The following is a 13,116-nucleotide window of genomic DNA, read 5'->3' as shown; positions in this document are numbered from 1 at the left end:
TTTTCCTCAGGCGAAGCCGACTTCGGTTTCTTTGCGTTTCTTGTAATGGGTGACGGTGATGGCCGCGACGATCACCACGCCGATGACGATGTTCATGAAGTAACTGGAAACGCCGATCAGGTTGAGGCCGTTTTTCAGCACGCCAATCAGGAACACGCCCATCAGGGTGCCGACCACGCTGCCTTTGCCGCCGTTGAGGCTGGCACCGCCGAGTACCGCCGCCGCCAGTACATCCAGCTCGCCGCCGACCAGTGCATTCGGCACCACTTCACCGACGCGATACACCTGCACCAGCCCGCCAATCGCCGCCATCGCGCCGAGATATCCGTAAGCAAACAGATGCAGCAAACCGACGCGAATACCGATACGGCGTGCGGATTCCTGGTCACCGCCAACCGCAAACAACTGGCGTCCGAGATGGGTTTTGTTAAGCAGGATCCAGCTCAGCCCGGCGACTGCCAGCATCACCACCACCGGCAATCCAATCTGATAATGCTGCTCGCCGACGCTGAACGGCAGCACGCGGATTGGCGTCGTCAGCCAGTCTGGCAGGTCGTACAAACTGGTGCCGTTGGTCAGCCACATCAGCATGCCAAACAGCAGCGACTGCATACTGATGGTGACGATGATCGACACGATGCGCAGGCAGTAGATCAGAATCGCGTTGATCATCCCGAGCACCGTGCCGATGGCGACCGCCAGTAAAATGCTGCCGGTCGGGCTGCTCAGGCCGTAGTGAATCGCCAGCGTGGCGATGAGGTACTGCACGACCGAAGCCACGGCGGCGAACGAAATATCGATTCCGCCGGTGACCAGCACCACGAACAGGCCGAGGGCAAAGATGCCGCTGACGGCGTAGCTTTCGGTCAGATCCAGCAGGTTCTGTAAAGTCAGAAACTGGTTGGTGAGTAAGGAAAAGGTGACGATCACCACCAGCAATACCCAGGCTAAGTAACCTTCGTTGCTGGACGGGCGTAACCGGCTGAGCTTAAGCATTGACCGCCTCCGCAAGTTGTTGCTGGGTAATCGCGCCCGGCAGATATTCGCCAACCACCGTGCCTTCACTGAAATGCAGCACGCGGTCACAGTTGAAATAGACTTCCGGCACTTCGTCGGAAATCAGCAGGATAGAAATCCCCTCTTCCGCCAGTTGGTGGATCAACTGATAAATGCTGGCTTTCGCACCGACATCGACGCCGACCGTTGGCGAATCGAGGATCAGGATTTTCGGCTGCGTCAGCACCCATTTCGCGAGGACGATCTTTTGCTGATTGCCGCCGGAAAGGGTGGAAATCGCCTGTTCAGGACTGGCGACTTTGACGCCGAGTTTTTCGATCCACTGCTGGATGATCTTGTTTTTGCGGTATTCGTCGATCAGATGAAAACGGCTGCGCAGCTGATCCATGATCGCCAGCACGGTGTTGTCGCCCACCGATTGTTGCTGGATCAGGCCGAGCGTCAGGCGATCTTCCGACACATAACCGACGCCGGATTTGATCGCGTCTTCATGGCTGCGAAAACGTACCGGCTTGCTGTCGAGGTAGATTTTGCCGCTGTCGGGTTTGGTCATGCCAAACAGGCTGAGCGCCAGTTCGGTGCGGCCGGAACCGAGCAGACCGCATAAACCGAGCACTTCTCCGGCGTGCAGTTTGAAACTGACGTCGTGATACTGGCCTGCGCGGCTGAGTTTGTCGGTTTCCAGCATGATGCGTTCGTCATTCATGTTGGCGGCTTTCAGGCGGTAATCGAGTTTCAGGCCGGTCATCAGTTCGGTCAGGCGTTCGCTGCTGACTTCAGAGGCCGGGAATGTGCCGACCTTTTTGCCGTCACGGATCACCGTGACGCTGTCGGAAATCTCCAGCACTTCATCGAGGCGATGGCTGACGAACACCACGCTGATGCCTTTGCTTTTGAGATAATGCACGGTGCGCAGCAACTGATTCACTTCGGTGCGGGTCAGCGAGGCGGTCGGCTCATCCATAATCACTAACCGCGCATCGGCGACCAGCGCACGGCAAATCGCCACCTGCTGGCGCTGGGCAATCGGCAGCGCCGAGACTTTGCTGTCGAGATCCAGCGTGTAATTCAGTTCAGTCAGAATGCGCTGCGCGGTTTCCCGCAGGCGTGACGGACGATACCAGCCCATCAGCCCTTGTAAGTTGTGGTCGAAGGCGATGTTCTCGAACACGCTGAGGTTCGGGAACAGCGACAAGTCCTGATAAATCACCTGCACGCCAAACTGACGTGCCTGATCCGGAGAGAGTTTGCTGAAACTCTGGCTGCCCTGCGACGGCGAACTGAGCGTGATCTGGCAACCGTTATCCGGCTGATAAACCCCCGAGATCACTTTGATCAACGTACTTTTCCCGCAGCCGTTGGTGCCCGCCAGGCAGTGAACTTCGCCCTGCATCAGCCGCAAGGAAATGTCGTTGAGTGCACGCTGCCCGCCAAACGTCACCGACAGGTTTTGCACATCAATCAGCGGCGCGTTCTCTGTTTGAATGATCTCGGAGATTGCCATGATTACAGCCCCATTTTGACCAGTTTCGGCAGGTTAGCTTTGTCCAGGCTTTCGGTTTCGTTGCCCAGAATGGTGTGCGTTGCTTCATCGACTTTCACTTTGCCCATGCCTTCAATGGTCATGCCGTCAGTGATTTTTTCGCCTTTCTCCAGCTTCTCGGCGATGCGCACAAAGACTTCACCTGCGACCATCGGGTTCCAGATAAAGCCGCCTTTGATGGCCCCGGCTTTCACCAGACTGGCGCCCTGACCCGGACTGAATGGCCCGAACACACAGATGTCGTCAGTTTTGCCACGGTTAAGCACCGCGCGGCCTGCGCCAATCGGGCCTTGCGAGCCGATCGCCAGAATGCCTTTCAGGTTGGCGTCTTTGGACATCAGGTCGTTGGTGGTACGGATGCTGTCATCAAGGGATTCGCCGACACCAAATTTGTCGCCGACCAGATGCATATCCGGATAATGTTCTTTCTGGTAATTGATGGCGGCATCAGCCCATTTCTGATGGAGCGGCACGGTAAGACTTCCGACATACACCGCATAGTCGCCCTTCTCTTTCATGCACTGCGCCAGCGCGATCATGTGATTAATGCCATGCTGCGTGGCATCGACCATTTCGAAATCCCAGTCGGCATATTTCTGATCCGGCGATTCATGCACGATGACTTTGATCCCGGCGTCGTGAGCGCGTTTCAGTACCGGCTCCAGCACGCGGGCGTCGTTGGGCACCACGCCGATCACATCCACTTTCTGGGCGATCAGATCTTCAATCGCACGCACCTGTAACGCCGGATCCGCGCTGGTCGGCCCGACCTGCCACGCGTCGATCCCGCGTTTGGCCGCTTCGCTTTTGATCCCGGCTTCCATCGCGTTGAACCAGGCGTTACCGCCGACTTTCACCACCACGCCCATGCGAATTTTGTCGGCGGCGTGCGCAGACAGGGACAACATGGCTGTGGCGAACAGGCAGGCAAGAACGGATTTCTTGATCATGTTTACTCTCCTGGGAGGTCAGTTATGTGCCGCAGCTAACGGGCCGTTGCGGCTGTTTTTAGTTTTTTTCTGTAGGGGTGACGGAGAAACTTCAATCACGTTAACGTTGCTCCAGGCCAGTTCCTGGCGGAATTCTTCATCCTCCAGATGGTCTGTTATCAGTGTGTCGATTTCCCGGTAGTGGCAGATCCGCGCAAAAGAGCGGCGGCCGAATTTGCTGGAGTCAGCCAGCAAAATTTTGTGCTCGGAGGAAAGCAGCATTTGCTGTTTCAGCCGTGCGTGATGTTCATTGCTTTCACGGATGCCGCCTTCGTGGCTGATACCGTGACAGGAGAAAAACAGTTTGTTGATGACGAACTCTTTCAGCATTTGTTCGGCCAGCACACCGACAAAATCTTCATACTTCGCCGAGTATTCGCCGCCCAGTCCGATCACCCGCACGTTAGCTTTCACCGCCAGCGTCTGAATGATGTGCACCGAGTTGGTCAGCACCACCAGCTGAATGTCAGGCAACTGGCGCGCCAGAAACCAGCTGCTGGAACTGCTGTCGAGCAGCAGGCAATCGCCGGGATTGATCAGCTGTAACGCCCGTTTGGCGATACGCGTTTTGCTGTCCGGTGACTGATTGCTGCGGTCACGAAAGGATTCACCCTGTTCAATCTGCGACGGCACATAGGTTTTTTCTGCCGCCGAATGTTCTTTAAACACCGCGCCGCCATGGCTGCGTAACAGCACGCCACGCTTTTCCAGCAGCGCCAGATCCCGCCGCGCGGTTTCCAGCGAGATGCGGCATAACTGCGCCACTTCCTGCACAAGAATGCGTCCGCGCTGGCTGAGAATTTCGGTGATATATCGATGTCGCTCTACTGGCAGCATGTGGTGATTCCTCTTTCCCGATGTCAAATAGGATACGCAGCCGGATGTTTATGGAATGCGCAGTGCCTCAAAGGCGACTGTGCGCATTTTTTGCCACAATCGTCCTGTGATAGTTGTCACGAAAAGGTGAGAAAAGATGAAATGTTAAAGTTTGGATCTGTGGTGGGAACGGCATTAAATCGTCATTTGCGTTGCAACAGAACAGCAACAGATTTGCAAACGGTCACAATTCCTCGTGCAATTTAATGACCGTTAATGACCGTTTGTGTGGATTTGACCGTTTTGGGGGAGTGAACGGGGAGCGAACCCCGCTATCGATGATTTACGCTGACTATCTGCCGCCAGCCAGATCGAGAAAGCTGCCGGTGGCGTAAGAGGCGGAATCCGACAGCAGCCAGGCAATCGCCTGTGCGACTTCTTCCGGCTGACCGCCGCGCTGCATCGGCAGATTGGCTTTCACGCGATCGACCCGCCCCGGCTCACCGCCACTGGCGTGCATTTCGGTGTAGATCAGACCCGCACGCACACAGTTAACGCGGATACCGTACGCCGCCACTTCCAGCGCCAGACCGGTTGTCAGGGTATCCACCGCACCTTTCGATGCCGCATAATCGACATATTCACCCGGCGCACCTAAACGGGAAGCCGCCGAGGACACATTCACAATCGCCCCGCCCTTTCCGCCATGCCGGTGTGACATGATTTTCACCGCCTCGCGGCAGCACAGGAAATACCCGGTCACGTTAGTCGTCAGCACTTTGTTGATACGTGCAGCAGAGAGATTTTCAATGGTGGTCTGCTGGAACAAAATCCCGGCATTATTCACCAGCGCGGTGATCGGGCCGAGTTCGTTGCTCAACTGTTTGAACATCGCGACGACCTGCACTTCATCGGAAATATCAGCCTTCAGCGCGATGGCTTTGCCACCGGACTGATGGATTTCATTGATGATAGATTGCGCTGCGGTTTCATTATTCACGTAATTCACACCGACGGCGTAACCCTGCTGCGCAAGAAGAAGAGCCGTTGCACGGCCGATGCCGCGACTGGCGCCGGTGACGAGAGCGATTTTCATGAGTGTAAGATTCCATTGGGGGAAATGAGGAAAGTGTAGGAGAAACAGAAAGAAAGGGGAATTTGGCTTAGCTCCTCCCCCTGCGAAGGGGGAGGCCGGGAGGGGGTTTTAAGGACTAACACTTTGACAAAGCTAACTTTAATTTTTGGATTCTGACCTTAATACCCACCCCAACCCTCCCCTTCGCAGGGGAGGGAGCAGCCCGAGTTTTTTACTCCTCACCCTTCTCAGCGAGGAGCAGACCGGCGTCTTACTCGTAATCTGACATCGGTACACACGAACAGAACAAATTCCTGTCCCCGTACACGTCATCCAGACGTTTCACCGTCGGCCAGTACTTGTTGTCGTAACCGGCCGGGAATACCGCGACTTCGCGGGTGTACGGATGGTTCCAGTCGCTGACCAGCTCGTTCTGCACGTGCGGTGCATTCACCAGCGGGTTGTCTGCCAGCGGCCATTCGCCTTGCGCCACGCGGTCGATTTCACTGCGGATCGCCAGCAGCGCATCAATGAAGCGATCCAGTTCCACTTTGCTTTCTGATTCGGTTGGTTCAACCATCAGCGTACCGGCCACCGGGAAGGACATGGTCGGGGCATGGAATCCGTAGTCGATCAGACGCTTGGCGATATCCATTTCACTGATACCGGTCGTCTCTTTCAGCGGACGAATATCCAGAATGCATTCGTGCGCCACACGACCATCACGGCCGGTATACAGCACCGGATACGCGTCTTTCAGACGGGTTGCGATGTAGTTCGCATTCAGAATTGCCACCTGGCTGGCTTGTTTCAGACCTTCCGCGCCCATCATGCGGATATACATCCAGCTGATTGGCAGGATGGATGCGCTGCCGAACGGAGCCGCAGAAACCGCACCGTTTTGCGTCAGCACGCCGTCAATCTGCACCACACTGTGACCCGGAACGAACGGCGCCAGATGCGCTTTCACACCAATCGGGCCCATGCCAGGACCGCCGCCGCCGTGCGGAATACAGAAGGTTTTATGCAGGTTAAGGTGCGAGACGTCCGCGCCGATGTAACCCGGCGTGGTAATGCCGACCTGTGCGTTCATGTTCGCGCCGTCGAGGTAAACCTGACCGCCGTACTGATGCACAATCTGGCAAACTTCGCGGATGGTTTCTTCGTAAACGCCGTGCGTTGAAGGGTACGTCACCATGATACAAGACAGCTCATCGCCCGCTTTCGCCGCTTTTTCACGCAGGTCACTCAGATCGATGTTGCCCTGTTTGTCACACGCGACCACTACAACGGTCATGCTCGCCATCTGCGCGGAAGCCGGGTTGGTGCCATGCGCTGAACTTGGGATCAGGCAGATGTGACGGCCGCTTTCGTTACGGCTTTCGTGGTAACGACGGATGGCCAGCAGACCCGCGTATTCGCCCTGCGCGCCGGAGTTTGGCTGCATGCAAACTGCGTCGTAACCGGTGAGCTGAACCAGCCATTGTGACAACTGACCAATCATCTGCTGATAACCGCCAGCCTGTTCTGTCGGACAGAACGGGTGCAGATCGGCAAATTCCGGCCAGGTAATCGGGATCATTTCTGCCGCAGCGTTCAGTTTCATGGTGCAGGAACCCAGCGGGATCATGGCCTGATTCAGCGCCAGATCTTTTTTCTCCAGACGGTGCATATAACGCATCATCTCGGTTTCGCTGTGGTACTGGTTGAATACCGGATGGGTCAGGATCGGATCCACACGCAGCATCGCCGCAGGAATAGAGTTGCTGTCGGTCGATGCCGCCTTGTCCAGCTTGTCGATATCCAGACCATTGTCGTCACCCAGCAGGGCAGCGAACAGAACCTGAACGTCTTCGCGGGACGTGGCTTCGTCGAGGGTGATACCGACTGCGCCGTGAATGTCAGTACGCAGGTTCAGACCGAAACTCAGTGCGCGTTCCAGCACAGCGGCTTTGTCTTTGACTTCAACAGTCAGCGTGTCAAACCAGGTGTTATGACGCAGCGTCAGGCCACCCTGTTTCAGGCCAGCGGCCAGAATGTCGGTCAGACGGTGAATACGTGACGCAATGCGTTTCAGGCCTTCAGGACCGTGGAATACCGCATACAGACTGGCAATATTCGCCAGTAAAACCTGCGAGGTACAAATGTTGGAGTTGGCTTTTTCGCGGCGGATATGTTGCTCGCGGGTCTGCATAGCCATGCGCAGTGCAGTTTTGCCTGCGGCATCACGGGAAACCCCGATGATACGGCCTGGCATGGAACGTTTGAATTCATCTACACAGGCGAAGAATGCCGCGTGCGGACCGCCGTAGCCCATCGGCACACCAAAGCGTTGCGCGGAACCGAAGACCACGTCTGCGCCCTGCTTGCCCGGTGCAGCCAGCAGCACCAGCGCCATAATATCAGCGGCAACGCTGGTAATAATTTTGCGGGATTTCAGTTCGCCCAGCAGCGCGGTGTAATCGTGAACTTCACCGGTGGTGCCAACCTGCTGCAGCAGCACGCCGAACACGCCTTCCAGCTCGAGCACTTTTTCGGCTTTATCAACGATGATGTCAAAACCGAAGGTTTCCGCACGGGTACGCACCACATCCAGCGTTTGCGGATGCACGTCGTCTGCCACGAAGAAACGGTTAGCGTCTTTGAGTTTGCTGGCACGTTTTGCCAGCGCCATCGCTTCGGCAGCGGCAGTCGCTTCATCAAGCAAAGAAGCAGAAGCCAGATCCAGCCCCGTTAAGTCTAAAGTCAGTTGCTGGAAGTTCAGCAGCGCTTCAAGACGGCCCTGAGACACTTCCGGCTGATACGGCGTGTACGCGGTGTACCAGCCCGGATTTTCCAGCATATTGCGCTGGATAACCGGCGGTGTCAGCACCGCGCTGTAACCCATACCGATGTAGGATTTATAGCGTTGATTCTGGCTGGCAATGGCTTTCAGCTCAGCCAGCGCCTGATGTTCCGTGACGGCATCACCGACAGCCGGCGGGCCAGGTAACTGGATATCGACCGGAACGATCTGCTGGATCAGCGCATTTAAAGAATCCGCACCGACCGTTTCCAGCATCTGTTGCTGCTGCTGAGAAGACGGACCGATGTGGCGGCCGATAAAGGCTTCGCTGTGTTCGAGTTGGCTGAGAGTCTGAGTCATTTGCTACGCATTCCTGAAATCTGCTGGAGGTGTCTTGGGATACTGACAAAAGCTACGGGTCTGGAACTGCCCCGCAAGCGGTTTGCGGGGCGGGTAATGCAATGTGTAATTACTCGTCGATGGACGCTGAGTAGGCTTCTGCATCAAGCAGCTTAGCCAGTTCGCTTTCGTCTGACGCTTTAATCTGGAACAGGAAACCGGTGCCGTATGGCTCGCTGTTGACCAGCTCCGGAGAACCTTCCAGTTCGCCGTTAACTGCAACGATTTCGCCGCTAATTGGAGAGTAAATATCTGACGCCGCTTTGACGGATTCAGCCACGGCGCAGTCTTCACCGGCGGCAACTTCACGGCCGACTTCTGGCAGATCAACGAAAACCATATCGCCCAGTAACTCCTGTGCGTGTTCGGTGATGCCTACGGTATAAACGCCGTTGCCTTCTGAACGTATCCACTCGTGGGAGGATGCGTATTTCAAATCTGCTGGAACATTGCTCATGTTACTTTCTCCAAAAAAGTGCTTAATTCAGCGTTAACCGGATAATTTTTATCACGAATTCGTTACTGCACCAGCGGTTTGCCGTTACGGACAAAACCGGGTTTGGTGACTTTTACCGGCATTTCACGGTTGCGGATCTGCACAATGGCATTTTCGCCAATGCCTGCCGGAACGCGTGCCAGTGCAATACTGTAGCCCAGCGTCGGAGAGAATGACCCGCTGGTGATCACGCCTTCCAGCGTGTTGCCCGCGCTGTCGGTGAATCGCACCGGCAGTTCGTTACGCAATACACCTTTCTCGGTCATCACCAGGCCGACCAGCTGTTCGGTGCCCTGCTCGCGCTGTCTTTCCAGTGCGTCACGGCCAATAAAGTGACGGTCTTCCGGCGCCCACGCGATGGTCCAGCCCATGTTGGCCGCCAGCGGCGAAACGCCTTCGTCCATTTCCTGACCGTAGAGATTCATACCGGCTTCCAGACGCAGCGTGTCGCGCGCGCCCAGACCGGCGGGCTTCACGCCTGCTGCCAGCAATTTCTGCCAGAAATCCGCCACCTGCTCTTGCGGCAGCGCGATTTCATAACCCGCTTCGCCGGTATAACCGGTTGTCGCGATAAACAGGTCGCCGGACTGCACGCCAAAGAACGGCTTCATGCCCGCGACAGCTTGTTTTTGCCCGGCGGTAAACAAGGTTTCCGCTTTTTCTTTCGCCTGCGGCCCCTGTACAGCGACCAGCGCCAGATCATCACGCACCGTCAGTTCAACGGCGTACGGTTCTGCATGCTGCGAAATCCATGCCAGATCTTTCTCGCGGGTTGCGGAGTTAACCACCAGACGGAAATAATTTTCGTTGAGGAAGTAAACAATCAGGTCGTCGATCACGCCGCCGGACGCATTGAGCATACCGGTATAGAGCGCTTTGCCGGGAACGGTGAGTTTGGCGACATCGTTCGCCAGCAGGTAACGGAGGAATTCACGGGTACGGGCACCGTGGAGATCGACAATGGTCATGTGCGAGACGTCAAACATACCGGCATCCTGACGCACGATGTGGTGTTCATCCAGTTGGGAGCCGTAATGCAGAGGCATCATCCAGCCGTGGAAATCGACCATACGCGCACCGCACGCAACATGTTGTTCATAAAGCTGAGTCTGCTTAACCATCTTATTCCTCATTTGAATACAAATGCATAAACGGCACACCACGTAAAAACCCAAAATCATTCGTGTTAGATCAAGGCGGCAACTGAGTGAATCCCCGGGAGCATACATAAGTATGTGACCGGGGTTCGCGAAGGAAGCCAACGCGGAGATAGCTCGAATGATGACGGGATTTTGCGTGGTGGCGCAAACGATACCCTTGCTCGAACTTACCACTGAATAAGCTCACTAACCATAAGTTAAAATATGCAGAGCGGAACGAATGTCAGTGATCTCACAAGGGCATTGTGCAGAGTTTTTGACTGGCAAACTGGGGTTTATGGCGCAAAATCTACAAATAAACATCAAAAGTATCGATGTTATATAACGACAAGGCCGGATTTCTCACCATTTGCAGAATGAGAAATCCGGCCCCGGATTAGAAAATGTAATGGAAAAATTGAGCTAAAATTAGATTATTTCAATCGAAGCGAATCGTCCCGTAACCATTCCGGTAAATCATTCAGCCCCATTGCCTGGCGGACCAGTTTCGGCTTCACACCCGGCAGGGAATCCGCCAGCGTCAGGCCAATATCACGCAGCAATTTTTTGGCCGGATTGTCACCGGCAAACAGTTCGCGGAAGCCCTGCATCCCGGCAAGCATCAGCGCAGCGCTGTGTTTACGACGGCGCTCGTAACGACGCAGGTACATGTGCTGGCCGAAATCTTTGCCTTCTTTTTGCAGGCGTTTGATTTCGGAGGCCAGTTCTGCGGCATCCATAAAACCTAAGTTGACACCCTGCCCGGCCAGCGGATGCACGGTGTGTGCCGCATCGCCCACCAGCGCCAGACGTTGTCCGGCAAAACTGCGGGCATAACGGCCGGTCAGCGGGAAGGTCACGCGCTCGCTTTCTACGGTACAAATACCCAGGCGCAGGTCAAAGGTGCTGGCGAGGATTTTGTTGAACTCTTCCGGCTCAAGCGCACTCAGGCGCTGCGCTTCATCCGGTGACACTGACCAGACGATAGAAGACAGATGTGCATCTGCCAGCGGCAGAAATGCCAGAATACCTTCGCCGTGGAATACCTGCCTTGCGACAGACTGGTGCGGTTTTTCAGTGCGTATGGTCGCCACCAGTGCATGATGGCGATAATCCCAGAAGGTCAGCGGAATATCGGCGTGCTTACGCAGCCACGACTGTGCGCCATCCGCGCCGACCACTAAACGCGCGCTGAGCTGGCGATCATCATTAAGGGTGATAAACGCTTCGTTTTCGCCCCAAGCTACATTCTTCAATGTGGCTGGTGCGAGCAACGTGATGTCGGAAGATTTTTCCGCACGTTGCCACAAGGCGCGGTGGATCACCTGATTTTCAATAATATGGCCCAGATGGCTGAAACCGTATTCTTCACCGCGGAACGCGATTTTGCCGAAGCTGTCGCGATCCCAGACTTCCATCCCCTGATAGGCATTGGCACGCTGCGCAATAATGTTGTCCCAGACGCCGATATATTTCAGCAGACGTTCACTGGCAGCATTGATCGCTGAAACCCGCAAGCCAGGCTGTGCCGGCAATGGCGTATCAAGATCCGGCTGCTGATTTTCCAGCACGGCAACACGCAGACCGCTGCCCTGTAATCCGCACGCCAGCGCCAGACCAACCATTCCGCCACCGGCGATAACCACATCAAAAGATTGCATAATTTTTCCTGTAGGGATTAACGGTCAACCCAACCTAACGTTCTGCGAGTGAAAGCATCGCGTAATGGCGTAATGCCTTCCATCGCCAGTAAACCGAGATTGCGCCCGACCATTAACGGCAGCCAGCGGTTGGCAAAGAGGTGGATCAAACCATCGGTAACGCCGACGGTTGCCTGCTGATCGGGCTGACGGCGCTGCTGATATTCACTCAGCACGCGGTAACTGCCGACATCGGCACCTTGTGCAGCAGCATTAGCCAGTATTTCCGCCAGCGTCATGACGTCACGCAGACCGAGGTTAAAACCCTGTCCGGCAATCGGATGCAGCGTTTGCGCCGCGTTGCCAACCAGCGCCAGACGGTGGCTGATGTGACTATTGGCTTGCTGTAATTGCAGCGGATAACTGAACCGTTTACCGGCTTGCCGGAAGGTGCCCAGTCGCCAGCCGAAAGCTTTTTGCAGCTCACTGAGGAACTGCGCTTCGCTCCAGTGATCAATCTCGCCTTTCGCTTCGCGCGGATGACACCAGACCAGTGAACTGCGGCCATCGGACATCGGCAGCAGTGCCAGCGGACCGTGTTGGGTGAAACGCTCGAAAGCACGATTGTTGTGCGGCTCGCTGGTCGCCACGTTGGCGATGACGGCAATCTGGCCATAATCTTCACGCTGCCAGCCAATATTGCAGGCTTTTGCCAGCGAAGAATGCGAACCGTCAGCGGCCACCAAAAGCTGTGCTGTCAGCGTTTGACCGCTGTCTAGCGTCACGCTGGCGGAATCTTGTGAACGCGCGACATCCATAACTTTCGCCGGACAATGCAGCGTGACGCCGGGTGCATTTTTCAGCATCGCAAACAGACGTTTGCCAACTTCATGCAGCTCAACCACCTGCCCCAGCGCTTCGACGCCATAATGCGCGGCATTGAGATTCACAAAGGCCGCATGACCACGATCGCTGACATGGATATCACGGATTGGCGTGGCGATTGCCGCCAGGGCAGACCAGATCCCCACCCGCGATAATTGCTGGCAGGTTCCCTGCGCCAGTGCAATCGAGCGGGCATCAAAGCCCGGGTGTCCGTGATGTTCCGGCGCAGTGGCTTCCACCAGATGCACCGCCAAACGTCCCTGCGTCAGCGAGGAAATCGCCAGCGCCAGCGTGGCACCGGTCATGCCGCCGCCAACAATTACGATGCTCAT

10 protein-coding genes are annotated in these 13,116 nt (G+C 55.8%); all 10 read right to left on the bottom strand.

The window, feature by feature from the left end; genetic code table 11:
• Positions 1 to 6 precede the first annotated feature (6 nt).
• Complete coding sequence (locus tag EX31_RS21545; protein WP_013576776.1) at positions 7 to 996, bottom strand: ABC transporter permease; 990 nt, start codon at positions 994 to 996, stop codon at positions 7 to 9.
• The gene (locus EX31_RS21540) at positions 989 to 2,521 is read right to left on the bottom strand and encodes a sugar ABC transporter ATP-binding protein (protein ID WP_013576777.1); all 1,533 of its coding nucleotides are present in this window, start codon (positions 2,519 to 2,521) and stop codon (positions 989 to 991) included. The genes EX31_RS21545 and EX31_RS21540 overlap by 8 nt, the downstream gene beginning before the upstream one ends.
• A 2-nt stretch (positions 2,522 to 2,523) precedes the next feature.
• Complete coding sequence (locus EX31_RS21535) at positions 2,524 to 3,510, bottom strand: substrate-binding domain-containing protein (protein WP_013576778.1); 987 nt, start codon at positions 3,508 to 3,510, stop codon at positions 2,524 to 2,526.
• A gap of 18 nt (positions 3,511 to 3,528) precedes the next feature.
• Positions 3,529 to 4,386 (bottom strand): DeoR/GlpR family DNA-binding transcription regulator, encoded by an 858-nt coding sequence (locus EX31_RS21530; RefSeq protein ID WP_013576779.1) that lies wholly within the window; start codon positions 4,384 to 4,386, stop codon positions 3,529 to 3,531.
• 331 nt (positions 4,387 to 4,717) lie between these two features.
• The gene (locus EX31_RS21525; protein ID WP_037036688.1) at positions 4,718 to 5,461 is read right to left on the bottom strand and encodes an SDR family oxidoreductase; all 744 of its coding nucleotides are present in this window, start codon (positions 5,459 to 5,461) and stop codon (positions 4,718 to 4,720) included.
• 250 nt (positions 5,462 to 5,711) lie between these two features.
• Positions 5,712 to 8,585, bottom strand: a complete 2,874-nt coding sequence (gene gcvP / locus EX31_RS21520) for an aminomethyl-transferring glycine dehydrogenase (protein ID WP_013576781.1) — start codon at positions 8,583 to 8,585, stop codon at positions 5,712 to 5,714.
• Positions 8,586 to 8,694: 109 nt separating this feature from the next.
• Positions 8,695 to 9,081: a glycine cleavage system protein GcvH gene (gene gcvH / locus EX31_RS21515; RefSeq protein ID WP_037036686.1), complete on the bottom strand. Its 387-nt coding sequence runs from the start codon at positions 9,079 to 9,081 to the stop codon at positions 8,695 to 8,697.
• A gap of 62 nt (positions 9,082 to 9,143) precedes the next feature.
• Entirely contained in the window at positions 9,144 to 10,241 is a 1,098-nt protein-coding gene (gene gcvT / locus EX31_RS21510) for a glycine cleavage system aminomethyltransferase GcvT (protein ID WP_013576783.1), read from the bottom strand.
• Positions 10,242 to 10,693: 452 nt separating this feature from the next.
• Positions 10,694 to 11,920, bottom strand: coding sequence for an FAD-dependent 2-octaprenylphenol hydroxylase (gene ubiI / locus EX31_RS21505; RefSeq protein WP_037036684.1), 1,227 nt, complete (start codon positions 11,918 to 11,920; stop codon positions 10,694 to 10,696).
• 17 nt (positions 11,921 to 11,937) lie between these two features.
• Entirely contained in the window at positions 11,938 to 13,116 is a 1,179-nt protein-coding gene (gene ubiH / locus EX31_RS21500) for a 2-octaprenyl-6-methoxyphenyl hydroxylase (RefSeq protein WP_037036683.1), read from the bottom strand.

Origin of the sequence: Rahnella sp. WP5 (genome assembly GCF_000745615.1) — a bacterium.
Classification (GTDB): Bacteria; Pseudomonadota; Gammaproteobacteria; order Enterobacterales; family Enterobacteriaceae; genus Rahnella; species Rahnella aceris.
This window is presented reverse-complemented; position numbering and strand designations above follow the sequence as displayed.

What these genes read in the sequence shown, in the direction of transcription:
- gcvT (WP_013576783.1), bottom strand. Translation starts at nt 10,241, where the DNA reads ATGGTTAAGCAGACTCAGCTTTATGAACAACATGTTGCGTGCGGTGCG.
- EX31_RS21525 (WP_037036688.1), bottom strand. Translation starts at nt 5,461, where the DNA reads ATGAAAATCGCTCTCGTCACCGGCGCCAGTCGCGGCATCGGCCGTGCA.
- gcvP (WP_013576781.1), bottom strand. Translation starts at nt 8,585, where the DNA reads ATGACTCAGACTCTCAGCCAACTCGAACACAGCGAAGCCTTTATCGGC.
- EX31_RS21545 (WP_013576776.1), bottom strand. Translation starts at nt 996, where the DNA reads ATGCTTAAGCTCAGCCGGTTACGCCCGTCCAGCAACGAAGGTTACTTA.
- EX31_RS21540 (WP_013576777.1), bottom strand. Translation starts at nt 2,521, where the DNA reads ATGGCAATCTCCGAGATCATTCAAACAGAGAACGCGCCGCTGATTGAT.
- ubiI (WP_037036684.1), bottom strand. Translation starts at nt 11,920, where the DNA reads ATGCAATCTTTTGATGTGGTTATCGCCGGTGGCGGAATGGTTGGTCTG.
- ubiH (WP_037036683.1), bottom strand. Translation starts at nt 13,116, where the DNA reads ATGAGCATCGTAATTGTTGGCGGCGGCATGACCGGTGCCACGCTGGCG.
- EX31_RS21535 (WP_013576778.1), bottom strand. Translation starts at nt 3,510, where the DNA reads ATGATCAAGAAATCCGTTCTTGCCTGCCTGTTCGCCACAGCCATGTTG.
- gcvH (WP_037036686.1), bottom strand. Translation starts at nt 9,081, where the DNA reads ATGAGCAATGTTCCAGCAGATTTGAAATACGCATCCTCCCACGAGTGG.
- EX31_RS21530 (WP_013576779.1), bottom strand. Translation starts at nt 4,386, where the DNA reads ATGCTGCCAGTAGAGCGACATCGATATATCACCGAAATTCTCAGCCAG.